Origin of the sequence: Nostoc sp. DedVER02 (genome assembly GCF_034530675.2) — a bacterium.
GTDB lineage: Bacteria > Cyanobacteriota > Cyanobacteriia > Cyanobacteriales > Nostocaceae > Nostoc.
Map to the genome: position 1 here is coordinate 21,990 of NZ_JAVRCP020000045.1, position 26,930 is coordinate 48,919.

The following is a 26,930-nucleotide window of genomic DNA, read 5'->3' on the forward strand; positions in this document are numbered from 1 at the left end:
AAAATGGCAAAAGTAGAACAGTACCGTCAACTTATTCAAGAACTGCTGCTAGCTTACAGTGAAATCAAAGCCAGCAACGAAGAAGTCGAAGCAGAAGTTATTTTTGATCGAGAACGCGATCGCTACCAAGTTGTTCATGCGGGGTGGTCAAATAAGCGCCGTGTATATGGTTGTGTTTTACATTTAGATATTAAAAACGAAAAAATTTGGATTCAACACGATGGTACAGAAGGAGGTATCGCCAATGAACTTATTAGTCGAGGTATACCCAAAAAAGACATTGTTTTAGCTTTTCATTCCCCCTTTAAACAGCAATTTACCGATTTCGCTGTTGGTTAAGATGGCTGAAGGTTGAAAGGAACCCAATCACTCAGATAAATCGCGGTGCGATCGCCGATAGCGTTCGCGTAGCGTCTCATCGAGCGTCATAGCCCGTCGTAGACATCCCAGAGATATTCCACATCCACGGATAAAATTAAATATATGAATACAACACCCTCTAAAAGTGAAAGAGACGAAATGTTTAAGTGGTTGAATCGTAACCGCCGGATGTTATTAGATTTATATAAAAATCAATATATCGCTTACAATCCAAATGGAATAATTGCTCATAGTGAAAACTTACGCGAAGTTTTAGCATTAGCTAATGCTGCAAAACAGCCTTTTTTAATTTATCTAGTTCCTCGTCGCACTGCTTCTATAGAAATTTTACCAATTCGATTCCGCAGCATTGCCCGACATGATTGGCAACCAAATTATAGCGTAATTTTAAAGCACAGAGATATAGAATCTAATACAACAATGTTAGTAGATTCTGGTGCTGAATTAAGTTTAATTTCATTAAAAGTTGGTCAAGATTTAGGCTATGCTTTGGCTGATTCCGAATCAACTTTGTTGGCAGAAACTATAGGTGGCAGAGTTGAGTACGTTTTACGTAATGTAGAAATGACAATTGATGAACACAATTTTATCGCTCCTGTAGCATGGTTACAAACCAATACAGGCGGAGAACAATTGCTTTTAGGGCGAGAAGTTGTATTTGATAAATTTAATATTGAATTTAGGCAAGCTGAGGAGCAAATTATTTTTACATGGCGTGAAGATTTGAAGTCATAAAAATTAGTGGATTAGGTACAATTTTAACCCACCTTACAAACTTACTGCTATTTAGACTTAAGAACTCCTATTTTTTCTGCCCATTTGTAATACACTTGCTTTAAGCTCCCAGTATGAACACTCCAATACCGTTCACCTTTAGTCTGATTAAATATGACTAGCAACCACTCCTGTTCTTTTACATCTGGAGGTTTAGTTGCAAAAATTAGACATAATTCATCGTTCTCCGTAGCATAATACTCTAGTTTGTAAAGGCAACCTTGCCACCCTCTATCATCCATTGTAGTGATTTGAATAGCTGCTGTTTCTAGCTCATTTTGAGGAGTAAAAATAAACACTTCAGAGGAACTCTCCGGTTTTTCTAACAGAATTTCTTTTACAACTCCTCCAATGTCAAAAAAAGTAGTTAATAAATATTTAAATAATTCATCTTTTGTTTTTACCTCTAATTCCTTACAGGCTTCTCCGTGGGTAAAGTTTTTGACATCTCGTAAAGTCCAATATCCCATGTGAATCAAAGCATGATGATCCCAACCTTCGCTACTACTGCGCCATTTATCTTGCGTTTTTGCAATCACCTTATGCCCAATTTTAGAAGTAAATAACTCGAATAATTCTCTGATATTTATTTCCATGACTTATGCCTAGAACTAGTTTTTTTCTGAATAGAGCTACATTTATATAGTTCCCTAAACCGTTGCTAAAGTTACATTCTGAGACTAAGTAAATTCAAAAAGATGCTAATAAAACCGCTACAAATAGCAAGATCAAAATACAAAAATAAAATCGGGACGGAGAAATACATCTCAGTCCCGATAAAAAAGCGGGCTAACCGCTATTTGTATGGTTAACCCGTGCAGCTTTGGGAACGCGCAGAGAAATTGTTATTGCAATACCAACTTCACATTGGCGTTTTGCAGACCGCGCTGTTTTACTTCAGCCAAAGTTTTGTTAACGGCATACTTTTGGTTGATTGAGTTGATCAACTCGGTTTGGTTGTGCTTCTTAGCAACGCCCCACAGGTCAGCGATTAGGTCAAAAGAACCATCGCTGTTGCGAGACCAGCCGAGGTCATATTCGCCATCTAACATAGCAACGATGTCAGAACGGACGCGCTGACCGTTATAACCACGGACATCAGCTTCAGTCTTTACGCTGATACCGAGGTCGCGCAAAGAAGCTTTGAGGATTTCGGCATCGGTGATCTTGGTACGCAGGGTGCTAAAGTGAGACATTTGGGTTTCCTCCAATGAGAAGATTGAGAAAAACGACAACGGTTTGTTTCGGGCGAAGCCGCTCTTAGCAGGATGCGGCTTTTTCTTATAACTGCTAGCATTGGGAGCTAGCCTTTCCCCCTGGGATGGCAGAGGAAAGCTTTTAAAACTCCATTCGCTGATATTCAGCTACGGAGGATGCTGCGGGGCGTGCGCGCTGTCTGGCCCAATCTCTCAGAGCCGTTACTTGTTCTTGCATCGTTCGAGACAGCGGCAATGTTGCCTTCAGTGCAGCAATAATATCTAGTTGGGTGAACTCCCGATCTTGGGCAAAAGCTTCATACATTGCCGCAACGATCGCTTGCTCAATTTCTGCCCCAGAAAAGCCATCAGACATCTTGGCTAGTTGCTCAAGATCGAATCTAGAGATGTCTTCACGGCGTTTCGTTAGATGAATATTAAAAATTTGTTGCCGTTCTTCCGGTGTTGGCAGATCGACAAAGAAAATTTCATCAAAGCGTCCTTTCCTCAAGAACTCGCCAGGTAAGCGTTCTACTCTGTTGGCGGTTGCCATCACGAACACTGGTGATTTCTTATCTTGCATCCATGTGAGGAAAGAGCCGAAGATTCTGCTTGAAGTCCCGCCATCAGAATCAGAAGAACCTCCACTACCAGCAAAGGATTTATCTAATTCATCGATAAACAAAATCGCTGGAGAAATAGATTCTGCTGTTTTCAGGGCGTTTCGCAGATTTGCTTCACTTCGTCCCACCATTGAGCCGTCGTAGACTCGGCCCATATCTAACCGCAACAGTGGTAAACCCCACAGCCGGGAAGTCGTTTTGGCAATCAATGACTTACCGCAACCAGGAACACCAAGAATTAACATCCCTTTAGGTTGAGGCAAACCATACTCTCTCGCTCTTTCTGTAAAAGCATTAGAGCGTTGCTTGAGCCATCTTTTTAACTCTTCTAAGCCACCTACTGCATCAATGGTTTCATCTTCTTCGATGTATTCTAAGATGCCATTGCGCCGGATTAGTTGCTTTTTCTCAGATAAAACGATATCTACTTCATCTTCCGTCAAACGCCCTGTAGTTACCTGCGCCTTTCGGTAGACTTTTTCAGCTTCATCTTTAGTTAGACCTAAAGCTGCTCTGAGAAGCTTTTCTCTAGCCTCTGTTGTCAACCGCCGACCACGATTATGGTCTACGTGCTGAGTCAATACTTTATTTAACTCTGCCATATCTGGCAGTGTAAAATCTATAACAACAACTTCTTTTTCTAACTCTATAGGTACTTGTTGCATTGGGGACATCAAAATGATGTTCTTTTGCGTACCTTTAAAGCTAGCGATCGCATCACGTAACGATCTGTTTGTTGCAGGTGCATCAATAAAGGGGTGTAAATCTTTAAGAATAAATATACTTGGTTCTTTCTGTCGGATAATCCACTCAATGGCCGCCTCTGGAGACACGGTATTATGTTGGGTGACGTTCCGGGGTTGGCCGTATTCCACAATCCCGTGTGTTACTGTCCAAACAAATACTCGGCGTTGGGGTTTTAACGATTGGGCGATCGTGGAAACTGCTTGCTCGGCCCGCTCTTCCTCGGAGGTCACAAGGTAGATTAAAGGGTATTGAGCTTGAATTAGGATATTGAGCTCTTCTTTCATACTTCGACCTACTTGAGACCTTATAGAGACAGTAGAGACATTGCTTCTGGTAAAGACAACCGAATCATGAATGAATAATCCATAATTCCTATCTATCTAGCAAGGAACTAATTCTTCCTCACCCTTGGGATGGGTTTCATCTTCATCCATTTCATCGATGGAAAGATGCTCTTGACCAACTACTCCTGGTTGATTGCCTAAAGTAACCAGTTCCCCATCACGTAAGACTAATGAGCTATCACAAGTTGGGCATGAATAAACTCTATGAGTGCGCCCAAAAGAAGAGTCTTCTAACTCGTCAACCAATTCTTGATGAGACAGGTAAAAACCAAGGGCACGTTCGGCAAGTTCTGACATTGGTTCAGAATCAACTGCTGAACGAATCTTCAGTTTTCTGTGCAACTCTGGCGATAAATACAAAGTGACCTTTTGCTTAGTTTGCGTTTGCATATAACTCTTTAACGGTCTTACCCGGGTATGTATATCAACTTATCGGTTCTTCTATTGGTTGTCAAGACAGCAAAACGTTTTAACGCCACTTTTGTTACATCTGTTTACAATTGAGGCTGAAATGCTGATTATTGAGTGATAAATCCCTCACGACAAACCTTTGAGAATTAGTTAGGGTAGGATTCAAATCCTGAAACTGAATGGAAATTAGCGATCGCTAATTAATGATTCCCTAACTTGGCTTACTTTTTAACTATTTGGAGCGTAAGCGGGTTAAAGTTGAACACCTTTCCAGTTGTAAACAACTGATATCCACAAGAGATGCCAGCGAATGACACCAGCAGAGAAAAAAGTGACACTGAGCCGATTACAACACCACTGGCGATGAATAGAGCAATTCCGATGCCAATCAACACCCATCCGAGTTTGCGATTATCGCGTCCACCCCAATTTAGAGCTACGACACCTCCCATACACAACAAAATTCCAGGAGTGCTGCGTAAGTAGACGCTTACATAAAGACTTGTACTTAAAAATGTAACGCCTGCGAGGATGAGTCCTAGACCAATAAGCTTACTGGCAAAGATTACTTGTTCCTCTTCTTTACTGGTAATAGGTGGTGTAATTTCTGTTGGCGCGGAGTTTGCTGGAGGATTTTTTCTGGCAGATGCAGACTGCTGCACCCGAAACATAAAAGTTATTTTGTCTTCCTGCCCCAAGGAAACTCTGTCTCCTACATGCAGTGGGCAAAAAACTTGAGGTTGAAGTTTCGCACCGTTAATATATGTGCCATTAGAACTGCCCAAATCAGTGATATGGTATTCATCTCCATTCACCCAAATTTGCGCGTGGATGCGAGATGCCACATCCGAATCTGGTAAGCCAGAAATATCAATATCTGGTGGTTTTTGGTCGTTTGGCTTACCGATGCAAATTACAGAAAGATTTGGTGGAAATTGCAAAGACGTGTTGGTTTGGAAGTGAAAAAGCTCTAAAGTTACCTCGGCTGTCTTAGATACACTGTACATAAATTGTGTGATAAAGCACTCTTTATAAGCTTCTCTACTGAAAACTAAAAAGAGAATGGTAAATATCCTGAATATGATTGAATTTTTGATGAGCGCTCTTTCAGTGCAAGGTATCGATTTGAGTTTCTGGCACTTCTATAAAATCAGCGAGTTTGGCAAAATGTGTAATGTAAATGGCTACTGCTAATAAAACCTGTAGTTTGGGACGAAGAATTTATCGGTTTGCCACCAGTGTTAGCGGGGTTATTGCCCTGTTAATAATTTTGTGGGGTTGTACTGCAAATGATTTTAACGCTGGAGCGATCGCCTGGAAAACTTATACCAACTCCCGTTATGGCTTTGAATTTTTATATCCGAGTAACTGGACTTCTTTAGCAGCGCCAGCAAATGATGATGGAATTGCGTTTATTTCACCACAGGATAAGTCAGTGGAAATTCGGGGATGGGCAAGTCAGCAGTTACCCAACGATCGAGAGTCGGTAAAAAAGATAAAATCCAACTTTCAGACAGCCCAAGGAGTATCTGGGGTGCTGGTTGTAGAAATCGATCGACAAATAGGTTCGATGACACTGACACTAACTCAGAGTCAAGTGAAGTACTGTTTGCAGGGACGAAGCAAAAGCCAAGATTTTCAAAATTACTATCGTTTGTTTTATTACATTGCCCAGCAGTATCGGATTTTCAAGTTTTAATTGGGCATTGGGGATGAGGCAGCAGGGGAAGAAGAACTATTGATTATTGACCAATTCCCAATGCCCCATGCCCAATGCCCAATGCCCAAAATTCACATCTCTTTCAGAATGATGATTGAGAGGGGACAGAAACCTGATAGATTTAGCTATCAGCGAGTAAAAACTGGTGAAGATGAAAGTCCTGGTTATTGGTGGTGATGGATATTGCGGTTGGGCAACTGCTCTTTACCTTTCCAATCGAGGTTATGAAGTTGGAATTTTAGATAGTTTGGTGCGGCGGCACTGGGATAATGAACTTGGTGTCGAAACTCTCACTCCGATCGCACTAATTCAACAACGTCTCCAGCGCTGGCAAGATTTGACAGGTAAATCTATCGATTTGTTCATCGGCGATATTACAAATTACGAATTTCTCAGCAAAACATTACATCAATTTCAGCCAAATGCCCTAGTGCATTTTGGCGAACAGCGTTCGGCCCCATTTTCCATGATTGACCGAGAACACGCAGTTGTTACCCAGGTCAATAATGTAGTTGGAACGTTGAACTTACTGTACGCCATGCGGGAAGATTTCCCCGACTGTCATTTGGTGAAGCTGGGAACGATGGGTGAATACGGTACACCCAACATCGACATCGAAGAAGGGTATATCACCATTGAACACAATGGACGCAAGGATACCCTACCTTATCCCAAGCAACCCGGTTCAATGTACCATTTAAGCAAAGTCCATGATAGTCATAACATCCACTTTGCTTGCCGGATTTGGGGATTGCGGGCAACTGATTTAAATCAGGGTGTAGTTTATGGCGTTTTAACCGAAGAAACGGGGATGGACGAACTATTGATTAATCGGCTGGATTACGATGGTGTGTTTGGTACTGCACTAAACCGCTTTTGTATTCAAGCAGCGATTGGACATCCGTTAACTGTCTACGGTAAAGGTGGACAAACTCGCGGATTTTTGGATATTCGGGATACAGTACGATGTGTGGAATTAGCGATCGCTAACCCTGCCGAAGCTGGTGAATTCCGCGTATTTAACCAATTTACGGAACAATTCAGCGTCGGTGACTTGGCATTGATGGTGAAAAATGCTGGTAACGCTATGGGATTGAAGGTAGAAATCAATCACTTAGATAATCCCAGAGTTGAGAAAGAAGAACATTACTTCAACGCTAAAAACACTAAATTGCTTGATTTAGGTTTACAGCCTCACCTACTCTCTGATTCTCTACTCGATTCTCTGTTAAACTTTGCTATTAAGTATCAGAAACGAGTCGATCATAAGCAAATTCTGCCCAAAGTCTCTTGGCACAGAAATTAGGGTAAAACCCCAGTAAATCGTGGGTTAAAAACTGGTCGTCATGTCTTAGCACAATATGACGACCAATTAGTTATTTTTATCAGGCGTATCATCCAGCTATTACTAAATTTGCCTTTTAGCACAGTTATTTTGACTGTGCAGAATTGATTACAGCACATGAGACAGTTTACTCTGTTTTTAATAGCAAAATGCACTCTTAAGCTGAGATTATCTGCCTGTACTGAATAGTTTTTTATGAGAATTGCCCTATTTACCGAAACCTTTTTACCCAAGGTTGACGGCATTGTAACGCGCCTACGCCATACTGTTGACCATTTACAGCGCAGTGGTAATCAAGTGCTGGTAATTGCCCCCGATGGAGGCATCACTGAACACAAAGGCGCTAAAGTTTACGGCGTTACTGGCTTTCCTCTGCCATTGTATCCAGAATTGAAAATGGCACTTCCTCGCCCAGCAATTGGGTATGCCTTAGAAGAGTTTAAGCCTGATGTGATTCATGTCGTGAATCCAGCCGTTTTGGGTTTAGCTGGCATATTTTATAGCAAAATCCTCAAAATACCCTTAGTAGCGTCTTACCATACCCATTTACCCCAATATCTTCAGCATTACGGATTGGGGATGCTAGAAGGTTTTCTTTGGGAACTGCTGAAAGGCGCTCATAATCAAGCAGCTTTAAATCTGTGTACTTCCACAGCAATGGTGGAGGAATTGACAGCACATGGTATTGAACGTGTAGATTTATGGCAGCGTGGGGTGGATACGGAATTATTTCATCCTGATTTGGCTAATGTAGAGATGCGATCGCGTCTATCAAAAAATCATCCAGAAAGTCCATTGCTACTTTACGTTGGGCGGCTTTCGGCTGAAAAAGAAATTGAGCGCATCAAACCAATTTTAGAAGCAATTCCCGAAGCGCGGTTAGCATTGGTTGGAGATGGGCCACACCGTCAAGCACTAGAAAAACACTTTGCTGGCACAAATACTTATTTTGTTGGGTATCTTATGGGGCAAGAATTAGGTTCTGCCTTTGCCAGTGCTGATGCCTTTATCTTCCCTTCTCGTACAGAAACACTAGGCTTAGTCTTGCTAGAAGCGATGGCTGCTGGCTGTCCAGTCGTAGCAGCCCGTTCGGGGGGAATTCCTGATATTGTCACAGATGGCGTAAATGGATATCTTTTTGAGCCTACAGCAAATGTTCAAGGAGCCTTAGCTGCTACTATTCGCCTCTTAGAACAAAAAGAACAACGAGACATGATGCGTCAAAATGCTCGTCAGGAAGCAGAAAGGTGGGGTTGGGCAGCTGCCACCAGGCAGCTACAAGATTACTATCAAAAGGTGATATTTTCTCAACAGTTAACAAAATAGGGGAGTGAAGCTGGGGACGCAAAGAGAGATGAGGGAGACAATCGGGACAAGGAAAATAACCATGTCCCATGTCTAAAATCTAAAATTCCCATAACCTAAACAGATTCATAATACCAACCCTTAACTTATTTATGGGGATTATTAATTTTGAATTTTGAATTTTAAATTTTGAATTCGGAGCGAAGCAACGTGACACTCCCCAACCCTGGTAGCGTCTTGGCTACATTAACTGAACTGACTCAAGTTAATCGTACTCACGCTCTACTACGTCGTGTTAAAGATTTATCTGTTAATGAATTTGTTTGCTTACTTGACTTCATAACTGCTGAGTTCCAGCAATTTCTTAGAGCTATTGAACTAATCAATAATGAAGCTCTAGAAACTATGTTAGAGAAGGTGCTAGAAGCTATTACACTCAAAATTGGTCAAATTCTGCAAGCAGAACACACTGCTATTTTTTTAGTTGATTATGATAAAGGTCAACTATGGTCAAAAGTTCCTCAAGATAATAGCCAAAAATTCTTAGAAATTCGTACTCCCATTACGGTGGGTATCCCCGGTCATGTTGCTAGTACTGGTCAATATTTAAATATATCTGAAACTTATACTCATCCCTTATTTAGCCCAGAACTTGAGAAACAAATGGGCTATAGAATTCATAATATTTTATGTATGCCTGTTATCAGTAGCAAAAACCAGACTGTAGCAGTAGTGCAACTGGCTAATAAAACCGGAAATGTTCCATTTAATCATGATGATGAAGAACGCTTTCGAGACTTTGCTGCTTCTATTGGGATTATTCTAGAAACCTGCCAATCTTTTTATGTAGCTGCTCGTAATCAACGAGGTGCAACGGCTTTATTGCGGGCAACTCAGACATTAGGGCAAAGTTTGGATTTAGAAGCAACTTTGCAAATAGTCATGGAACAAGCTCGAATTTTAATGCAAGCAGACCGAAGTACACTGTTTTTATATCGTAAAGATATGAGAGAACTGTGGACAAAAGTTGCGGCAGCGGCAGATGGCACAAATTTGTTAGAAATCCGTATTCCTGCTAACCGTGGCATTGCTGGCTATGTGGCTTCCACTGGCGAAGCTTTAAATATTTCTGATGCCTATAAAGACCCCCGCTTTGACCCAAGTACGGATAGAAAAACTGGTTATGTGACTCGCAATATCTTATGTTTACCAGTATTTAATTCTGCAAATGAATTAATTGGCGTAACGCAATTAATTAACAAGCAACAAAACAGTTTTACTGCCTCTGATGAAGAATTCATGCGGGCTTTTAATACCCAGGCAGGAATTGCCTTAGAAAATGCTCGTTTGTTTGAAAATGTATTGTTAGAAAAACAGTATCAGAAAGATATTTTGCAAAGTCTCTCAGATGCGGTTATCTCTACAGATATGGCAGGTCAAATTGTCACGATTAATGATGCAGCACTGGAGCTATTAGGCTGTCCTGTAAAAAACAATAATACCAAAACAAACAAGCTTTTGTGGGAACAAAATTTGATTGGTCGCTTAGTTTGGGAAGTTGTGCCCATTGAAAACCTTCAAATGCGACTAGAAGATAGTTTAAAAACTGGAGCAAAACATTATGTGCCAGAGCAAAGTTTGATAGTAGGAATTTCTCAAGTTAATAATCCTACTCAACACTCAATTTTAGCAGTGCGCGATCGCATTAATCCTAATGTGTTCATTCCCTGGAATCTCCCCCTTACTCCCCAATCTGAGTTTTTTAGCGCTGATGAGGTGCAAATATTAGAGCGTAGTACGAATCTGACTGTCAATCCCCTAACTAACCCAGAAGGCGGTGTCAGAGGTGGCTTGGTGGTGTTGGAAGACATCAGTCAGGAAAAACGGATGAAAACTACCATGTCCCGCTACCTAACGCCTCATGTAGCCGAACAAGTCATGGCTCTGGGGGAAGATGCTTTAATGGTGGGTGAGCGTAAGGAAGTAACCGTCTTATTTTCTGATATCCGAGGCTACACAACACTTACAGAAAATCTTGGTGCAGCTGAAGTAGTATCCCTGCTCAACCAGTATTTTGAAACAATGGTAGAGGCGGTTTTTAACTACGAAGGCACTCTCGACAAATTTATTGGTGATGCATTAATGGCTGTATTTGGTGCGCCGCTACCTCTAACAGAAAATCATGCTTGGAGGGCTGTGCAGTCAGCGTTAGATATGCGACAACGCTTAGAGGAATTTAACCACCGGAGAATTATCCAGGCGCAGCCACAAATTCATATTGGCATTGGCATTAGTTCAGGGGAAGTAGTTTCGGGTAATATTGGTTCCCGCAAACGGATGGATTACACCGTAATTGGAGATGGTGTAAACTTGAGTTCGCGCTTAGAAGCAGTAACTAAGGAATATGCTTGTGACATTATTTTAAGTGAATTTACTTATCAAATGTGCAGCGATCGCATTTGGGTGCGCCAGTTAGATAAAATCCGAGTTAAAGGGAAACACCAGGCTGTAAATATCTACGAGTTAATTGGCGATCGCAGTAGTCCTTTAGATGCCAACACTCAAGAGTTTCTGTTTCACTATCATACTGGACGCTCAGCTTATTTATCGCGCAACTTCTCACGAGCGATCGCTTGTTTTGAAACTGCCAAATGCATCAAACCCAAAGACCAAGCTGTTGATATTCATCTAGAACGTGCGTTTAATTACTTACAAAAGCCCCCTCCAGAGTCATGGGATGGTATTTGGACAATGCTTACTAAGTAGGTTTTGTCAATTGGGAATTGGGAATTGAGAATTGGGCATTGAAAAGAGCCAGAGGGGAAAACTAATCTCCCTGCTCCCCTGCTCCCCTGCTCCCTGCCCCCTTTCAACCTTGAGCCTCACCCTGGTCATCCTGAAATGGATCTTCGCCAATTCGCAGTTCTTTTTTAGAGTGTTTCAACTGTTTCCATAGCTCCTTTATTTGTTCATAAGCTACACCTGGAGGCAGTTTTCCACCTGTTTCTAAGTTGCAAATATAGCTTACCCGTTGAGCAAATTCTTGTAAATTCGCATTAAAAACCAAGTTTTCTGGCTTTACCTGACCGTAGTAGCGACCACGAGGGTAGAGAAAATCATCCTTGTTCACTATTTTGTTGTCCATTTATTCAATTCACTTTTTATTTGAATGTCTGAAGCGGAATCACTAGCTACCTTGAGCTTTACTTTCGTCAGGCTGCGGTAAATCAGATCATTCAACTCTTTTTCCAATTCTATGATGCAGGAATTACAGGAATTAGTTGATTCAGATTTTGAAACTAGAGGAGTAAGCTTGAAATACTTTTATTGTAAAAATTACAGAAACTAGTTTCTGTAAAAGTGTGTAAAGAAAAATTATTAATTTTCCTCCTTGTTGTCAATTTATCTCATCTTAATTTATGCAGTTGAAATTGTAATTAACTCCATTTGAACCCTGATTTAAGACTATTTAAACATATCTGTATATAGCGGTTCTCGTTTACGTTAGATAGATCCGTAAGGGCACAGCACTGCTGTGCGCCTACACCTCGAAATATAATCTTGTTGTACCGCGTCTGAATCGGAACCGCTATACACTACTGAAGTTTTTTGAGCAAGAATAATTACAGTCTCATTAAAATTATTATACTAAATACTAGAGTTAATTGTCGTCTGTTAAAAGTTAGATATTCAGTTGTTAATATTTCTCAACTGCTAATGAGGGAATTGGGTATTGGTTATTTCCCCTCTACTCCTCTGCTAAATTCTCTGCATCCTTGCGTCCTCTTAAAAAATCATTGATGGCGGATAGTTGACTATTCCCTGTAAGTCACCTATTAGACTTCTTGCATAAGTCGGGAAAAGGGGAAGGGGAAAAAGTTCTGTATCGTCCCCAACCCCAGTAACCTTTACCCTTTTCCCTAAGAGTGCAAAAAGCACTTTTGCAAGAGGTCTATTGATTTTGAGTACAAAATTCAGTGGCATTGACTTGTACTGAACGGTGTCGAAATAGCCCAGTTGAAATGAATGCTGTCCTTCTCTAGGGGAAGCTAATGTCAACGGAGAGGAAGTAAGAGCAATTCGGGGACATAAGCCGTAAGATCCGGCATTCCTCGGTCAAATTAGCAGCCCTTAGAGTGCTTGGCACTCCAAATCAGTGTGGGTAGTTCACTAACTAAAGATAAAATGGTGAAACCCGAAACAATAAAAATCGTCCATAGCCTAGAACTTTACCTGCCACCATGTCTGTTAATTCCAAGTTATACGAAGGCAAAGCAAAAATTCTTTATACAACGGACGATCCTGAAGTCTTGTTGGCTGATTTTAAGGACGATGCTACGGCGTTTAATGCCCAAAAACGTGGCAGTATCCAAGAAAAAGGAAAAATTAACTGTAGCATTTCCAGCCAGCTTTTTAAACAACTAGAGGCTTATGGTATAAAGACTCACTTTATTGACAGCCCTAGCCCAAATCAGATGCGGGTGAAGGCAGTAAAGATTTTACCCTTAGAAGTAGTGATCAGAAATATTGCAGCTGGCAGTTTGTCTCAACAAACAGGGTTGCCAGTAGGTACAATTCTGAAACAGCCTTTGGTTGAGTTTTATTACAAAAACGATCAGTTAGGAGATCCTTTGTTGACACGCGATCGCCTTTACCTGCTAGAACTAGCTACTGCGGAACAAGTAGATGCCATTACACATCTAGCATTGAAAATCAATGAATTTCTCAATAAATTTTGGCAACGATGCGGCATTACCCTAGTAGACTTCAAACTAGAGTTTGGTTTGGACTCACAACAGCAGTTGCTCTTGGCAGACGAAATTAGCCCCGACACCTGCCGTTTGTGGGATAGCGCAGAAGAAGACTCAAACCGTCGGGTAATGGACAAAGACCGCTTTCGCCGAGACTTAGGAAATGTAGAGGATGCCTACCAGGAGGTTTTACAAAGAGTGCTAAAAGCAGTAGAAGCTACAACTTAAGCAGGTAAAAACCAAAAGGTCAGAAGGAATTATATTTTACTTTTGCCTTTTGCCTTTTGCCTTGTAAAGTAAAAAAGCAAAAGAAAAAAATTATATTTTGAATTTTACCTTTGGCATAAGGGCATTATTGCCTTGTGATGGTGTGTGTGTGGTCGTGAAGAGGAATCATAAGTAAAATGCGTTTATCTCCCGTATTGCTGGCAGCAGTAGCAATTACAGTCCCTTTGGGCGGCTCATTGACTGCAAAAGCAGAAACCGCCAACAGTTCAAAACAGACGACAGAAGTTTTGACACTAGGAACAAATCAGCAGCTAGAAAAGAACACTAGTCAGCTTGACTCTAGTAAAAGTTTAGAATCTCTAACTAATCCCAAAGTAGTTATAGAGGAACAAAAATCCCGCATTGTCGCAGTTTACCCTGCTAATCCAGCAGCGAACGCGACACCAGGGGTAATAGTGCCAACCTCCACAACGCCAAAAACTGCACAACAAACCCCTCAAATCAATCCCAGCCCGACTCAACAGCCCTCTCCCGCCCCAGACATTCCACCGCCAGAAATCCAACCACTAACGCCTTCCCCAACTCCTGAGGCAACTCCAGCCCCGGAGAATGTCAATCCATCGACAACGGAACCTATATTACCCACAACTCCAGAACCATCTAACGCTCCAGACGTTCCATTCCCAAATGGTCAACAACGAACACCTGCCCCAAACCCAGGCGCTACCCCCAGCCCGCAGAATGTTAATCCGCCAACAACACCTACAACTCCTGAAAATACTCAACCCAACACAGCCCCAGAAGCCAATGACCCTCGCGTATTGGTGTCGGAAGTACTCATTAGATCGCAGACTGGGCAACTACCACCAGAATTAGAAGAACAAGTTTACAGAGTAATTCGTACCCAACCAGGACGAACAACAACTCGCAGCCAATTGCAAGAAGATATTAACGCGATCTTTGGCACTGGCTTTTTCTCCAACGTCCAAGCATCGCCAGAAGATACCCCTTTGGGAGTCCGGGTGAGCTTTGTTGTACAGCCTAACCCCGTTTTAAGCAAAGTAGAAGTGCAAGCTAATCCTGGCACTGGTGTTGCCTCCGTACTGCCAGCTAATACCGTAGATGAAGTATTTAAGGAGCAGTATGGCAAAATCCTCAACTTGCGCGACTTGCAGGAAGGCATCAAGCAGTTAAACAAGCGGTATCAAGATCAAGGTTACGTGCTAGCGAACGTGATTGGAGCGCCCCAAGTCTCTGACAACGGAGTTGTTACCTTGCAAGTAGCAGAAGGGGTGGTAGAAAACATTAGAGTCCGGTTCCGCAATAAAGATGGTCAGGAGACAGACGAGAAGGGACAACCAATTCGCGGACGGACACAAGATTACATCATTACCCGAGAATTGCAGTTGAAACCAGGACAAGTATTCAATCGCAACACGGTGCAAAAAGACCTACAGCGCGTGTATGGGCTGGGACTGTTTGAAGATGTGAATGTGTCTCTTGACCCTGGTACTGACCCCAGCAAGGTAGATGTAGTAGTTAATGTAGCTGAACGCAGTAGTGGTTCTATTGCGGCTGGGGCGGGCATTAGTTCTGCTAGCGGACTTTTTGGAACAGTCAGCTACCAACAGCAAAACCTGAACGGTAGAAACCAAAAACTGGGGGCAGAAGTACAGGTGGGAGAACGGGAACTGCTGTTTGATGTGCGGTTTACAGACCCCTGGATTGCAGGAGATCCTTACCGGACTTCTTATACAACTAATATTTTTCGCCGCAGTTCCATTTCGTTGATTTTTGATGGCAAAGATGAAGACATTAGAACATTTGACCCAAATGATATCAGGAATACAGATTCTCAGGATCGCCCTCGTATTCTCCGTGTAGGTGGTGGTATCACCTTTACTCGTCCCCTTTCCTCCAATCCTTACAAAACTTCTGTCTGGACTGCCTCCGCTGGTTTACAGTATCAACGAGTTTCTGCCCGTGATGCTGACGGCAATCTCAAAAAAACAGGAGCGGTATTCAATGATGATGGAGTTCCTCTAGACCAGAATGGAAACCCCACCAGCAATGGTCAACCACTCGAAATTCCACTTACCTTGTCTTCGGGAGGTCAAGACGATTTACTACTGCTACAACTGGGGGCACAGCGCGATCTCCGTAATAATCCATTGCAACCCACTAGTGGTTCCTATCTTCGCTTCGGGGTCGATCAGTCGGTTCCCGTCGGACTAGGCAATATTTTCCTCACTAGATTCCGGGGTAGTTACAGCCAATATTTACCCATTAAACTGATTAGCCTTAGCAAAGGGGCACAAACCTTAGCATTTAACCTGCAAGCAGGAACTATCATCGGTGACTTGCCTCCCTACGAAGCTTTTACTCTTGGGGGTAGCAACTCCGTTCGAGGTTATGAAGAAGGAGCATTAGGTAGTGGACGATCTTACGTCCAAGCATCAGTTGAGTATCGGTTTCCAGTTTTTTCAGTAGTCAGTGGCGCACTATTTTTTGATCTCGGCAGCGATCTGGGAACTAGTACCAGGGCGGCTGAAGTGTTGAACAAAAATGGTAGTGGCTTCGGCTATGGTCTTGGCGTTCGCGTCCAGTCTCCACTGGGGCCAATTCGCATTGACTACGGTATCAACGATGACGGTGATAGTCGGATTAATTTCGGTATTGGCGAAAGGTTTTAATTTGTCATTGGTCATTAGTCATTAGTCATTGGTCATTAGTGAATCACAAAGGACAAATGACAAAGGACAAATGACAATTAGCTTGCTAATTTTTACATTTACCTCAATACTGTTCCGATAAAGGGATTAATGACATTTTTAGGGGAATATCAGGGATTCTACCAAAACAGACGATGAACAATACTAAACGAAATATACTGACTTTTTGGCTATGCGACAGCACACTCTAGCAGCCGAAATCACCCAAACAGGGGTGGGGCTGCATAGCGGTGTGAATACCCACGTGCGGATATTACCATCTGAGGCAGGAAGTGGGCGCTACTTTGTACGGGTGGATTTACCGGATTTGCCGATTGTTCCAGCCCAAGTTACGGCAGTTAGTCACACTGTTCTCTCAACTCAGTTGGGTGAGGGCGAGGTATCTGTTCGCACGGTAGAGCATTTATTGGCAGCACTTTCAGGGATGGGCGTGGATAATGCCCGGATTGAAATTGATGGGCCAGAAGTCCCGCTTTTGGATGGTTCCGCAAGTGTGTGGACAGCTAATATTGCCCAAGTAGGCTTAGTATCACAAGCCGTTAACAACCAAATTCCTTTGGCTGTTAAAGAACCCTTATGGATAAATCAAGGGGATGCTTTTGTCTGTGCCCTCCCAGCACCAGAAACTCGCTTTAGCTACGGTATTGATTTTGATCTGACTGCTATTGGTAATCAATGGCATAGTTGGTCATTAACCACTGAAGTAGAAAAAGCTTCTGCTAGCTTTGCGACGGAAATTGCTCCTGCCCGGACTTTTGGGTTACTGCATCAAATTGAACACTTGCAAAAAACAGGGTTAATTAAAGGTGGCAGTTTGGATAATGCACTCGTTTGCGGGCCAGAAGGCTGGCTAAATCCTCCATTGAGATTTGCAAATGAACCAGTCCGTCATAAAATCTTGGATTTAGTAGGAGATTTAAGTTTACTAGGAACTTTCCCTCTTGCTCATTTCTTAGCGTATAAAGCCAGCCACAATTTACACATTCAACTGGCTCAGAAAATTTTAGATTTGGGATTTTAGATTTTAGATTTGCTCTATAGCTTAAAATCCTGGATTATTGAGGCTTTCGATATACGCCTTTCTGCTCAACTTTCAGATCAAAAATTAACCACACGGCCAATGTCAATTCTCACTGAAGTGAATACCATCGATACGACTACATCTACCGAACCACAGGCTATAAATGAGACTAAAATCATATCTGAGATTAAAACAACTTTCACCTCTGAAGAAATTCAGCAATTGCTACCTCACCGCTACCCATTTTTACTTGTAGATAAAATAATTGACTACGTTCCAGAGAAAAAAGCTGTTGGGGTTAAAAATGTTACTATCAACGAACCCCATTTTCAAGGACATTTCCCCGGTCGTCCACTGATGCCAGGGGTGCTAATTGTGGAAGCAATGGCACAAGTTGGGGGCATTGTTCTTACTCAAATGTCTTCAGTAGAAGGCGGGCTATTCGTCTTCGCTGGTATCGATAAAGTTCGCTTTCGCCGCCAGATTGTACCGGGGGATCAACTAATAATGACGGTGGAACTGTTATGGGTAAAACAACGTCGTTTCGGTAAGATGCAAGGTCGTGCCGAAGTTGATGGTCAACTTGCTTGTGAAGGAGAATTAATGTTTTCTCTAGTTAGCTAAAAGTTTGCTCTCGTGGTGTGGGCATAGCCGTGAAATGCCCTTACTGAATTCTGATAAAGGATAACAGTTAAAAAAATCCACAACAGCATTTGATAATTTCTTGATTTTCGACTCCCTCTTTACGAGATGCTACTCAAACACACTTAACTTGCTTTGCCCGACACTTTCGTTCACTGAAATACTTAATGCTCTACTAGTCGCCTCGATGGGAGGGCAGTCTGTACAAATCTCTTGATCAGAGTAACAAACTGCTTTATAAACCCTACGTGGCGCTGACTTATCAAGACAGTTCTGGAGATTCACCCTTGAAAACGCTAATTCATCCAACTGCTGTAATTCATCCGAAATCGGAACTCCACCATACAGTGCAAGTCGGTGCCTATGCTGTGATTGGAGCGCATGTCAAAGTGGGCCCTGAAACAATTATCGGCGCTCATGCTGTGTTAGAGGGGCCTTGTGAAATTGGGGCGCAAAATCAGATTTTTACAGGTGCAGCCATCGGTATGGAACCCCAGGATCTCAAGTTTGTGGGAGAACCAACTTGGGTCAAAATTGGTGATAACAACTTAATTCGTGAGTACGTTACCATTAACCGCGCTACCGGTGCTGGTGAAGCAACGGTGATTGGCGATGGTAATTTGCTGATGGCTTATGTCCATGTGGCTCATAACTGCGTGATTGAAGACCAGGTAGTGATTGCTAATTCTGTGGCGTTGGCAGGTCATGTGCATATAGAGTCACGCGCTAGGCTAAGTGGGGTTTTAGGTGTCCATCAATTTGTGCATATTGGTAGACAGGCAATGGTGGGAGGCATGGCACGTATTGACCGCGATGTGGCCCCATATATGCTAGTAGAGGGAAATCCGGCGCGAGTGCGAACCCTCAATCTTGTGGGACTCAAACGGTCTGGTATGGACTCAGCTGATTTACTGGCATTGAAAAAAGCCTTCCGCATTCTCTACCGTTCTGATTTGTCTTTTAAGGATGCTTTGGAAAAACTGGAACTGTTAGGGGATAGCGAACAATTACAACATCTGCGCCGCTTCCTTTTACTTTCTCAGATGCCAGGAAGACGTGGTTTGATTCCCGGTAAGGGGAAAAAGGGCGCGAGTGATGAATCGTGAATTATGAGAGACGTGATGAATCGCGTCTGTACAAAAGGTGGGAGTAGAGACGTGAGGAATCGCGTCTCTACAGGAGTTAGGAATTGATCAATTAAATTTTTAACTCCGCATTCCTAAGTATTCACTGCTAACTATTCATTCCTAAGTTTTTACTAATTACCAATTATCAAATGCGGATTTTTATCAGCACTGGCGAAGTCTCTGGCGATTTACAAGGATCGCTGCTAATTACAGCGCTGAAGCGTCAAGCTAGGGCGATTGGATTGGAATTAGAGATTTGGGCGCTGGGTGGCGAAAAAATGCTGAAGGCTGGGGCAATTCTGCTGGGAAATACTAGTGGTATTGGCTCAATGGGTATTCTAGAAGGGCTGCCTTATATTTTACCGACTCTCCAGGTGCAACGTCAGGCGATCGCTTCCCTAAAACAAAATCCACCTGATTTAGTGGTGCTGATCGATTATATGACTCCCAATCTGAAAATTGGTACTTATGTGAAACGGCAGTTACCAGATGTGCCTGTGGTGTATTACATCGCTCCCCAAGAGTGGGCTTGGTCATTAAGTTTGCGTAGAACTAACCAAATTGTCGGTTTTACAGATAAGCTTTTGGCAATTTTCCCACAAGAGGCCCGTTACTTTCGTGAGAAAGGAGCAAAAGTTACTTGGGTAGGGCATCCTTTAGTTGACCGAATGCAAGACGCTCCTAGTCGCCAAGCAGCGCGTGCAACATTGGGGATTCCACCAGAACAAACTGCGATCGCACTTCTCCCCGCCTCTCGCCACCAAGAATTAAAATATCTTTTACCAGTTATTTTTGAAGCTGCCCAAACTCTTCAAGCTAAATTACCTGAAGTTCATTTCTGGATTCCCTTATCTTTGGAAGTCTATAGAAAGCCAATTGAGGAGGCTATTAAGCGTTACGGTTTGCAGGCTACAGTTTTATCAGGTCAACAAAAGGAAGTTTTTGCTGCGGCTGATTTAGCCATTAGTAAATCTGGTACTGTCAACCTAGAACTTGCTCTATTAGATGTACCACAAGTTGTAGTTTACCGCCTAAGTTCCCTGACTGCTTGGATCGCTCGTAAAATCCTCAAAGGTTCTATAGTCTTTGCATCGCCACCCAACTTAGTAGTGATGAAGCCGATTGTGCCAGAATTTTTACAAGAGCAAGCCACGGCAGAGAATATTATTCAAGCAGCGATGGAACTGCTACTTAACCCTAGTAGCAGAGAACAAACTTTGCTAGATTATGAGGAAATGCGGCAGAGTTTAGGAGAAGTTGGAGTGTGCGATCGCGCTGCTCAAGAAATTTTGCAAATGCTACCAAATAATTTGTAATTCGTAGTTTGTAATTCGTAATTCGTAATTAAAAAGAGAGAATCAATCTGCTTATTTATGAGTAAAATAAGGTGCGAAAGCATCTGTGTTTTCGCTGGAAGTCTTATAAAACTGGCGCTGAAGCCATTTCTTACAAGTGAATTAGTCTGAAAAAATGAATTGCAATTAGCTTAATTACGAATTACGAATTACGAATTACGAATTATCTAGAGGTTTCATGGCTTATGAGATGAGAAAACAAAGAGCGATCGCAGTTGATTTGTTCGCTGGCGCGGGTGGTATGACTCTTGGCTTTGAACAAGCTGGTTTTGATGTGCTAGCGTCTGTAGAAATTGACCCTATCCACTGTGCAACACATGAGTTTAATTTCCCTTATTGCTCAGTGTTATGTAAAAGTGTTGTGGATACAACCGGCGAAGAAATTAGGAGTCGGTCTAAGATTGGCGATCGCGAAATTGATGTGGTAATTTGTGGCTCACCATGTCAAGGATTTTCTCTAATTGGTAAACGGGTTGTTGACGATCCACGAAATTCTTTGGTGTTTCACTTTCATCGACTGGTTTTTGAGCTAAAACCGAAATTTTTTGTAATGGAAAATGTTCGGGGAATCACAGTTGGTCAACATAAACAAATTCTCCAATCTCTAATTAGCGAGTTTAAAATTTACGGTTATAAGATAGAAGAAAATTACCAAATTCTCAATGCTGCAAATTACGGAGTACCACAGTCTCGTGAGAGATTATTCCTCATAGGTGCAAGAGAAGATGTAGAGTTACCAAAATATCCTCAACCAACTACTAAACCAGCATTAACAAATAATTTAACTCATAATAAAATATCTGATATCCCATTGAGTCCGACAGTATGGGATGCAATTCAAGATTTACCTCAAATAGAAAAATATCCTGAATTAGTAACAAGAGATTGGGTTGTAGGAGAATACGAAAAACCTAGTAACTATGCTCGTGTACTTCGCGGTCTTAAATGCCTAAATGATGATTATTCTTATAAACGCGAGTATGATTTGCGAATACTTTCTTCAAGTTTAAGGACAAAACATTCTGCGGAAACTATTCAACGTTTTCAGGAAACTCAACAAGGTGAAAGAGAAAAAATTAGTCGTTTTCATAAGCTACATCCTGATGGTGTCTGCAATACTTTAAGAGCCGGAACAGACAAGTATAGAGGTTCTTTTACATCTCCTAGACCGATTCATCCATTTACACCCCGTTGTATCACAGTCAGGGAAGCAGCAAGATTACATTCATACCCTGATTGGTTTAGATTTCATGTAACCAAATGGCACGGATTTAGACAAGTTGGTAACTCTGTACCACCGCTACTAGCAAAGGCTGTGGCGAGTGAAATTATTCGGAGTTTGAATATTTCGCCTTTTAAGCCGAGTTTGCGATACAAGTTGGGAGAGGAAAAGCTACTACAGTTTAAGATGTCGCAAGCAGAGCAATATTATCAGCGTGATTAATAATACACTTTGCAATATATGCAAAGTTTGGGCTAAGTCCAAGTACGGAAAAATGTACTATCTTCCCAGATATTAGCAGTCCGCCCTGCGATCGCTGTTAATTCTTCCTTTTTAAGAGGCACGAAAGCCTGCGCTATCTTGACATTGCTCTCTAATTGTGCAATAGTCTCTGCTGCAATTACACAACAATGAACTCCAGGCTGAGACATTGTGTAACCTAAAGCTTGCTCCATACCTGTCAATCCACCTGGTTTAAACAGCCGACCATAAGCCGGGACTTTCATCGCAATCACACCAACATTTTTTTCTTGAGCAACTGGTAGAACTACCGGGATAAATGGGTGTGGGTGGTGTTTGTCGGCGGCATTCACAGGAATCAGTGCAGTGTGGAAAGGATAGCGACGTAAGCCTTCAGCAATTATTTGAGGATCGTGATGTCCGGTAATACCTGCGAAGCGCACCAGTTTTTGCTGTATGGCTTCTTCTAAAGCTTTAATTGCACCAGATGGACTAAAGATAGTGTCGAGTTCTTCAGAAAAAGAAACGTGATGCAACTGCCACAAATCGAGATAATCTGTATTGAGGCGTTTTAGCGATCGCTCTAGTTCTCGCCATGCACCATCCCGATCTCTTTGATCGGTCTTGCTTGTTAGGAAAACCTTTGAGCGATGAAGTGGTAGTACTTTACCTAAATAATCTTCACTCGGCCCATAACTAGCCGCAGTATCAAAGTAGCGAATGCCAAGTTCCAGCGCTCTTTGAATAATTGCTGTAGCATCACCTTCTTTTCCTTCCCAGGATAGTGGCGTTTGTCCTGCTCCTCCTAAGCCAAAGATAGGGAGTTTTACTTCTGTGCGTCCTAGTACCCGTTCTGGCATGGTTGCTGGCGGTGGTGCAGTGTTGGTATTATTTTGCCCAAAAGTATTAATTGACACAATACCTCCAGTTACAGCAAGACTAGTAATTAGGAAATTACGCCGCGTTTTTCCTTCTGTCATGATTGGCTTTGAGGCGAAATTACTTTTATTTTAATATCTTAGCAATGTGATTTTTTTAAAAGGGCTGCATGTAATAGTCAGCCATCAGGAGTACACTTTTTAAGTGAATTTACTTTATATTAAAACTATAGCTATTGTCATTATTATATTGATGCAAAATGTGATAGGAACAAAATATTTTTCATCTGCGTTAACTTCAACCCGACCTTTAAAACTTCATAATCTCTTTTATAGTACAGCACGGCGTAAATAAACATACCATTCAAAATAGATGAAAAGCTTAGGCTGTATTAATTTTGAATTTTGAATTTTGAATTCCGCCTTGCGGTACTAGTCTCTTGCTGGGAATGTAACCGCTTAGGCTTTACCTCTTTTCTAAGTGTAGAGCTAAGTAAGTGGGTGTGAATAATTAAAGTTTTGTAGTTAGAACTAGAACCGCTCACTAAGAGCCAATTTGATTAATTCTATATTGATTAACATAGTTTTATTTATTCTTGCCCACTTACTCTTTCGACATTTCTAAGTTCTACCTGCAAATGAGATTAGAATATTAATAAAAATTTTTTAATAATTAATTCTTATAGATAATTAAAGGATGTTTAATTTTTTCATAACCTAAATTTAACCAAAATTTATCCGGTATCAGAGTTAGACTTTTTGAAATAAACATCAGACAGAAAAGCTAAAGCGTACAGGATGCAAATCACATGAGTCGAAAAGTCAGCAAAGTACTTAAACAGTCAGGAGTGATTCCTTATAGAGTGAACAATGGCAAAGTTGAAATCTTGCTAATCACAACCCGTAACTTTCAACACTGGGTAATTCCAAAAGGAGATATTCCTAATGGTATGAGTCCGCCCGCTTCAGCAGCCAAAGAAGCTTGGGAAGAAGCAGGGGTGATTGGGCAGGTAGATGCGAATGAACTGGGAACTTACAAGTACCGCAAAGGAGGCAAAATTTACCGAGTTAAGATGTATTTGTTACCAGTTGAGATGCTAAGTGAAGATTATCCAGAAGCTAGTAAAAGAAAACGGCAGTGGGTAGAAGTAACTACAGCTATCAGATGGGTTAAGTTTAATTCACTCAAACGGATACTGAAAGGTTTTTTCCAGGTAAAATCTCACTTTTGTGCATTCCAAAATACTAATTAGATATAAAAAAACACCCTTAAATAGGTATAACTAAATACATTTAAAAATTTTTTAGCGATTGATTCACCGTTCATAACAAGTTTTACCATCACTAAATTCATTACTACAAACTTTAATTTATTTAAGTAAGTCGGTGGAAAAAAACAACCTATCTTAAGAAAGATTAGCTAATAAAAAAAACTGCATTCGCTAATCAAAATAAGTAGGGGACTTCCAGTTAAAAAAATATCTCATTGTAGGGGCGCAAGACCTTGCGCCCCTACAAATAAATAATTTGGGATAATTTATTTTCTGCAAGTCCCTAAACATTAGACATTCACTGAATAGACTTATCTGTTCTAAATCCACAATAAAGCTACCCAAGTTTTTATACCGACAATTCCATCAGCTTGCAATTTCTTAGATGTTTGGAAACTAACAATTGCATTCTTAACGGAATCAGAAAACTTTCCGTCAATAGCATCAGTATATAATCCAATATCTTTTAATTGCTGTTGTAATTGTTTTACTCTTAGCCCAGAATCTCTTAACTGCAATGCATTAAATCTATTCAAATCGGCTCGACCGCTAACACCAGCGACACCAGAGATATCACCTGCATATTGATGGATTAAGTATTGCCCCTGCCAAGCACTAGGAATACTTGGGTTCTGGGTTCCATAGTGGGCAATCCATAATGGATAATTAGCAAAATCAGATGGATTGCCAATTTCTTGCCAGAAACTGGGGAAAGTATAAATGATTGGCTTAATTGGTTTTTTTGTTTGTTGTAAAAGGGCTTTTTCCACCTCTGCTAACCACTGTTTAGCTGCATTAATTACAGCTTGGCTACTTACTTTGTCAGTTACCTCTACATCTAGAACTGGTGGTAAATCTCCGGGTTCTAATTGCCCCAAAGTTTTTAAGAATTCCTTTGCTTGCTGAACCGGGTCAGATGTATGGGGGTGAAAAAAATGATAAGCACCCCGAATAATACCAACAGTTTTCATGGTCTGCCAATGATGAGCAAAAGAAGAGTCTTTAATGCTAACTCCTTCTGTAGCTTTGACAAACGCAAAGGTTTTACCAGAATTTTTTACTGCCGTCCAATCAACTCTGCCATCTTGGTCAGCAACATCAATTCCTTCCATAAAATTTTTAACCTTTTTGATTAGTACAATACTGAACTTATCAGAGGCTTTGATTAAATTTATGCTTTTTCTGGGTCTTTGAGTAAATTACAGAATATTTACTACGGTTGAGTGTCAACACGCACAGGAGTCACTCTGACTTTGCCTGTACAAGGCTTGATTTCTTCTGTGAGGGTCAAGTGCTGGTAAGCATTGGGAGGCGTAATTTCAATCTTACTAGAAATTGGGCAGTTTTGCTCTGGAGAACTAATGTGGTTATATGCTATCTGAAATGAGGCTTGTTTTCCAGGAGCTAGAGTTACTTGTTGTCGAGGTTGCTTACTCAAAAAGTAAGTATCCTTGGAGCGAATAACTTTAATCCCCTGTAAAGGTTGATCTTTTGCATCCAGTAGTGCCAATCCGGGATAACCGTTGAGCGTGCAAGGGGATGAGGCGTTATTGGTGAAGGCGTATGTAAGTGCAACATTCCCAACACCAGCATCTTGGGAGACTCGGCGCACTGACAATTGGCTAGTTTCACAGCGCGTCGGATTCGTGGCAATAGTTGCTTCAGGGGTAGAATGCTCTATAGATTTTGCAGTCGGTGTAGGTGTTGAGTTCAACACAGCTTCTTTCGTCGGCTGTTCAGTGCTTGCTGGCAAAGCTTGCGGCTGTTTTGTAACAGAGGAAGAACCGACACAGCCAGTTGTCATTGCAGTTAGGAGCAACAACATACTGCTTTCCACAATTAGAATTCGCATATCTTCTTTTTTTGTAGTGAACTACTTACACTGATGCTTTATATACAGTGTAAGTTTCCAAATTTACAAGGGTTAGCGTTGCTGTGCATATACCATCTTTTAATAACGTTATTAGTATTCCTGTCATTATATGTATTGAAAGAGGCAAGAGGTAAATTATGAAAGATGAAAGAAACTTTATCGAGCGTAGAAAGTTGCTTAAGAGATACGCAGCTGGCGAGAGAGACTTTACTGGGATTAGAATCAGTTCGCGCGGGCTGGATGGAGAAGATTTGCGGGAAATTGACTTGAGCGGAGCCGATTTGATAGGTGTTGATTTGAGTGGCTCCAACCTGAGCCATGCCAACTTGAGTGGAGCCAAAATGCTTTGTGTTAACCTCACTAATGCCAATCTCAGTTATGCCAATTTGCGAGGAGTTGACTTGAGTGGTGCTGATTGTATTGGGACTGACTTCTCCAATGCCAGTTTGAATGATGCTATCTTGACTGCTACTGTATTTGATGGGGCTAACCTCTACAGGGCAGCGATTGGTGGTACTGCCAAATTCATAAAAACTGACTTCAGGGGAGCCAAAAATTTCCCTCCTCTCGGAGAAGGTGTTTTGGTATGTAAAACTTTTTGGGAGGACGGAGATTTCTTCAAAGGGCCTGATTGGATTGAGTGAGGTACAAGAACCCCACCCTCAACCCCCTCCCCGCTTTTCGGGCTACGGTGTACACACAAGTCGAAGTAAACTACTAGGGGAAGGGATTTGAGGGTGCAAG

The 26,930-nt window shown here is 41.7% G+C and carries 25 protein-coding genes; 16 read left to right on the top strand and 9 right to left on the bottom strand.

All coding sequences use genetic code 11. The annotated features are described in order from the left end of the window. Window positions 1–3: 3 nt before the first annotated feature. Both RMZ41_RS27925 and RMZ41_RS27930 read left to right on the top strand, forming a co-directional pair. Window positions 4–339: a XisI protein gene (locus tag RMZ41_RS27925; protein ID WP_322641030.1), complete on the top strand. Its 336-nt coding sequence runs from the start codon at window positions 4–6 to the stop codon at window positions 337–339. Between the two features lie 144 nt (window positions 340–483). Next, window positions 484–1,116 carry a retropepsin-like domain-containing protein gene (locus RMZ41_RS27930; protein WP_322641031.1) on the top strand — a complete coding sequence of 211 codons (633 nt, stop codon included), beginning with the start codon at window positions 484–486 and terminating at the stop codon, window positions 1,114–1,116. 47 nt (window positions 1,117–1,163) lie between these two features. On the opposite strand, the gene RMZ41_RS27935 is transcribed toward RMZ41_RS27930, so the two are convergent. From RMZ41_RS27935 to RMZ41_RS27955, 5 genes are all read right to left on the bottom strand, one after another. Continuing rightward, window positions 1,164–1,751: a hypothetical protein gene (locus tag RMZ41_RS27935; RefSeq protein ID WP_322641032.1), complete on the bottom strand. Its 588-nt coding sequence runs from the start codon at window positions 1,749–1,751 to the stop codon at window positions 1,164–1,166. Window positions 1,752–2,000: 249 nt separating this feature from the next. Further along, a complete protein-coding gene (locus RMZ41_RS27940) occupies window positions 2,001–2,351 on the bottom strand; it encodes a DUF1257 domain-containing protein (protein ID WP_012407317.1) in 351 nt (116 codons plus the stop codon). A gap of 142 nt (window positions 2,352–2,493) precedes the next feature. Further along, entirely contained in the window at window positions 2,494–4,005 is a 1,512-nt protein-coding gene (locus tag RMZ41_RS27945) for an AAA family ATPase (RefSeq protein WP_322641033.1), read from the bottom strand. A 96-nt stretch (window positions 4,006–4,101) separates the two neighbouring features. After that, complete coding sequence (locus tag RMZ41_RS27950) at window positions 4,102–4,455, bottom strand: hypothetical protein (protein ID WP_322641034.1); 354 nt, start codon at window positions 4,453–4,455, stop codon at window positions 4,102–4,104. Between the two features lie 242 nt (window positions 4,456–4,697). Further along, the gene (locus RMZ41_RS27955; protein ID WP_322641035.1) at window positions 4,698–5,483 is read right to left on the bottom strand and encodes an FHA domain-containing protein; all 786 of its coding nucleotides are present in this window, start codon (window positions 5,481–5,483) and stop codon (window positions 4,698–4,700) included. 173 nt (window positions 5,484–5,656) lie between these two features. Here RMZ41_RS27955 and RMZ41_RS27960 point away from each other — a divergent pair, with 173 nt between their 5' ends. The 5 genes from RMZ41_RS27960 to RMZ41_RS27980 all read left to right on the top strand — a co-directional run bounded on the left by RMZ41_RS27960 (window position 5,657) and on the right by RMZ41_RS27980 (window position 11,612). Continuing rightward, window positions 5,657–6,175, top strand: coding sequence for a hypothetical protein (locus tag RMZ41_RS27960; protein WP_322641036.1), 519 nt, complete (start codon window positions 5,657–5,659; stop codon window positions 6,173–6,175). Next, complete coding sequence (locus RMZ41_RS27965; RefSeq protein ID WP_322641037.1) at window positions 6,176–6,373, top strand: hypothetical protein; 198 nt, start codon at window positions 6,176–6,178, stop codon at window positions 6,371–6,373. Next, entirely contained in the window at window positions 6,348–7,502 is a 1,155-nt protein-coding gene (locus tag RMZ41_RS27970; RefSeq protein ID WP_322641038.1) for an NAD-dependent epimerase/dehydratase family protein, read from the top strand. Before RMZ41_RS27965 ends, RMZ41_RS27970 begins: the two co-directional genes overlap by 26 nt. A gap of 234 nt (window positions 7,503–7,736) precedes the next feature. Beyond that, the gene (locus tag RMZ41_RS27975) at window positions 7,737–8,867 is read left to right on the top strand and encodes a glycosyltransferase family 1 protein (protein WP_322641039.1); all 1,131 of its coding nucleotides are present in this window, start codon (window positions 7,737–7,739) and stop codon (window positions 8,865–8,867) included. Between the two features lie 189 nt (window positions 8,868–9,056). Continuing rightward, entirely contained in the window at window positions 9,057–11,612 is a 2,556-nt protein-coding gene (locus RMZ41_RS27980) for a GAF domain-containing protein (RefSeq protein WP_322641040.1), read from the top strand. 103 nt (window positions 11,613–11,715) lie between these two features. Here RMZ41_RS27980 and RMZ41_RS27985 read toward each other — a convergent pair whose 3' ends face one another. Continuing rightward, on the bottom strand, window positions 11,716–11,991 hold the full coding sequence (locus RMZ41_RS27985; RefSeq protein WP_322641041.1) for a hypothetical protein: 276 nt from the start codon (window positions 11,989–11,991) through the stop codon (window positions 11,716–11,718). A gap of 1,096 nt (window positions 11,992–13,087) precedes the next feature. On the opposite strand from RMZ41_RS27985, the gene purC reads away from it, so the two are divergent. The 7 genes from purC to RMZ41_RS28020 all read left to right on the top strand — a co-directional run bounded on the left by purC (window position 13,088) and on the right by RMZ41_RS28020 (window position 22,146). Then, window positions 13,088–13,825 (top strand): phosphoribosylaminoimidazolesuccinocarboxamide synthase, encoded by a 738-nt coding sequence (purC, locus tag RMZ41_RS27990; protein WP_322641042.1) that lies wholly within the window; start codon window positions 13,088–13,090, stop codon window positions 13,823–13,825. 176 nt (window positions 13,826–14,001) lie between these two features. After that, window positions 14,002–16,518 (top strand): BamA/TamA family outer membrane protein, encoded by a 2,517-nt coding sequence (locus RMZ41_RS27995; RefSeq protein ID WP_322641043.1) that lies wholly within the window; start codon window positions 14,002–14,004, stop codon window positions 16,516–16,518. A 211-nt stretch (window positions 16,519–16,729) separates the two neighbouring features. Further along, window positions 16,730–17,578, top strand: coding sequence for a UDP-3-O-acyl-N-acetylglucosamine deacetylase (lpxC, locus tag RMZ41_RS28000; RefSeq protein WP_322641044.1), 849 nt, complete (start codon window positions 16,730–16,732; stop codon window positions 17,576–17,578). 99 nt (window positions 17,579–17,677) lie between these two features. After that, entirely contained in the window at window positions 17,678–18,202 is a 525-nt protein-coding gene (gene fabZ, locus RMZ41_RS28005; protein ID WP_322641045.1) for a 3-hydroxyacyl-ACP dehydratase FabZ, read from the top strand. Between the two features lie 305 nt (window positions 18,203–18,507). Beyond that, window positions 18,508–19,326 carry an acyl-ACP--UDP-N-acetylglucosamine O-acyltransferase gene (gene lpxA / locus RMZ41_RS28010; RefSeq protein ID WP_322641053.1) on the top strand — a complete coding sequence of 273 codons (819 nt, stop codon included), beginning with the start codon at window positions 18,508–18,510 and terminating at the stop codon, window positions 19,324–19,326. 170 nt (window positions 19,327–19,496) lie between these two features. Further along, window positions 19,497–20,663, top strand: coding sequence for a lipid-A-disaccharide synthase (gene lpxB, locus RMZ41_RS28015; protein WP_322641046.1), 1,167 nt, complete (start codon window positions 19,497–19,499; stop codon window positions 20,661–20,663). A gap of 217 nt (window positions 20,664–20,880) precedes the next feature. After that, window positions 20,881–22,146, top strand: a complete 1,266-nt coding sequence (locus tag RMZ41_RS28020) for a DNA cytosine methyltransferase (protein WP_322641047.1) — start codon at window positions 20,881–20,883, stop codon at window positions 22,144–22,146. A 32-nt stretch (window positions 22,147–22,178) separates the two neighbouring features. Here the strand turns inward: RMZ41_RS28020 and RMZ41_RS28025 are convergent, their stop codons facing one another. After that, window positions 22,179–23,144 (bottom strand): aldo/keto reductase, encoded by a 966-nt coding sequence (locus RMZ41_RS28025; RefSeq protein WP_322641048.1) that lies wholly within the window; start codon window positions 23,142–23,144, stop codon window positions 22,179–22,181. A 707-nt stretch (window positions 23,145–23,851) separates the two neighbouring features. On the opposite strand from RMZ41_RS28025, the gene RMZ41_RS28030 reads away from it, so the two are divergent. After that, window positions 23,852–24,295 (top strand): NUDIX hydrolase, encoded by a 444-nt coding sequence (locus tag RMZ41_RS28030; RefSeq protein WP_322641049.1) that lies wholly within the window; start codon window positions 23,852–23,854, stop codon window positions 24,293–24,295. Between the two features lie 338 nt (window positions 24,296–24,633). Here the strand turns inward: RMZ41_RS28030 and RMZ41_RS28035 are convergent, their stop codons facing one another. Continuing rightward, window positions 24,634–25,425, bottom strand: coding sequence for a GH25 family lysozyme (locus RMZ41_RS28035; protein ID WP_322641050.1), 792 nt, complete (start codon window positions 25,423–25,425; stop codon window positions 24,634–24,636). A 101-nt stretch (window positions 25,426–25,526) separates the two neighbouring features. After that, a complete protein-coding gene (locus tag RMZ41_RS28040; RefSeq protein WP_322641051.1) occupies window positions 25,527–26,165 on the bottom strand; it encodes a DUF4232 domain-containing protein in 639 nt (212 codons plus the stop codon). Between the two features lie 158 nt (window positions 26,166–26,323). On the opposite strand from RMZ41_RS28040, the gene RMZ41_RS28045 reads away from it, so the two are divergent. Further along, entirely contained in the window at window positions 26,324–26,830 is a 507-nt protein-coding gene (locus RMZ41_RS28045; RefSeq protein WP_322641052.1) for a pentapeptide repeat-containing protein, read from the top strand. Window positions 26,831–26,930 lie beyond the last annotated feature (100 nt).

Excerpts from the sequence above, each read along its gene's own strand:
- RMZ41_RS27960 (WP_322641036.1), top strand. The coding sequence starts at position 5,657 with ATGGCTACTGCTAATAAAACCTGTAGTTTGGGACGAAGAATTTATCGG.
- RMZ41_RS27950 (WP_322641034.1), bottom strand. The coding sequence starts at position 4,455 with ATGCAAACGCAAACTAAGCAAAAGGTCACTTTGTATTTATCGCCAGAG.
- RMZ41_RS27975 (WP_322641039.1), top strand. The coding sequence starts at position 7,737 with ATGAGAATTGCCCTATTTACCGAAACCTTTTTACCCAAGGTTGACGGC.
- fabZ (WP_322641045.1), top strand. The coding sequence starts at position 17,678 with ATGTCAATTCTCACTGAAGTGAATACCATCGATACGACTACATCTACC.
- RMZ41_RS28030 (WP_322641049.1), top strand. The coding sequence starts at position 23,852 with ATGAGTCGAAAAGTCAGCAAAGTACTTAAACAGTCAGGAGTGATTCCT.
- RMZ41_RS27935 (WP_322641032.1), bottom strand. The coding sequence starts at position 1,751 with ATGGAAATAAATATCAGAGAATTATTCGAGTTATTTACTTCTAAAATT.
- RMZ41_RS27985 (WP_322641041.1), bottom strand. The coding sequence starts at position 11,991 with ATGGACAACAAAATAGTGAACAAGGATGATTTTCTCTACCCTCGTGGT.
- RMZ41_RS28020 (WP_322641047.1), top strand. The coding sequence starts at position 20,881 with ATGGCTTATGAGATGAGAAAACAAAGAGCGATCGCAGTTGATTTGTTC.
- RMZ41_RS27970 (WP_322641038.1), top strand. The coding sequence starts at position 6,348 with ATGAAAGTCCTGGTTATTGGTGGTGATGGATATTGCGGTTGGGCAACT.
- RMZ41_RS28025 (WP_322641048.1), bottom strand. The coding sequence starts at position 23,144 with ATGACAGAAGGAAAAACGCGGCGTAATTTCCTAATTACTAGTCTTGCT.
- RMZ41_RS27995 (WP_322641043.1), top strand. The coding sequence starts at position 14,002 with ATGCGTTTATCTCCCGTATTGCTGGCAGCAGTAGCAATTACAGTCCCT.
- RMZ41_RS27945 (WP_322641033.1), bottom strand. The coding sequence starts at position 4,005 with ATGAAAGAAGAGCTCAATATCCTAATTCAAGCTCAATACCCTTTAATC.
- RMZ41_RS28035 (WP_322641050.1), bottom strand. The coding sequence starts at position 25,425 with ATGGAAGGAATTGATGTTGCTGACCAAGATGGCAGAGTTGATTGGACG.
- RMZ41_RS27925 (WP_322641030.1), top strand. The coding sequence starts at position 4 with ATGGCAAAAGTAGAACAGTACCGTCAACTTATTCAAGAACTGCTGCTA.
- lpxB (WP_322641046.1), top strand. The coding sequence starts at position 19,497 with ATGCGGATTTTTATCAGCACTGGCGAAGTCTCTGGCGATTTACAAGGA.
- RMZ41_RS27955 (WP_322641035.1), bottom strand. The coding sequence starts at position 5,483 with ATGTACAGTGTATCTAAGACAGCCGAGGTAACTTTAGAGCTTTTTCAC.
- lpxC (WP_322641044.1), top strand. The coding sequence starts at position 16,730 with ATGCGACAGCACACTCTAGCAGCCGAAATCACCCAAACAGGGGTGGGG.
- RMZ41_RS27930 (WP_322641031.1), top strand. The coding sequence starts at position 484 with ATGAATACAACACCCTCTAAAAGTGAAAGAGACGAAATGTTTAAGTGG.
- purC (WP_322641042.1), top strand. The coding sequence starts at position 13,088 with ATGTCTGTTAATTCCAAGTTATACGAAGGCAAAGCAAAAATTCTTTAT.
- RMZ41_RS27940 (WP_012407317.1), bottom strand. The coding sequence starts at position 2,351 with ATGTCTCACTTTAGCACCCTGCGTACCAAGATCACCGATGCCGAAATC.
- RMZ41_RS28040 (WP_322641051.1), bottom strand. The coding sequence starts at position 26,165 with ATGCGAATTCTAATTGTGGAAAGCAGTATGTTGTTGCTCCTAACTGCA.
- RMZ41_RS28045 (WP_322641052.1), top strand. The coding sequence starts at position 26,324 with ATGAAAGATGAAAGAAACTTTATCGAGCGTAGAAAGTTGCTTAAGAGA.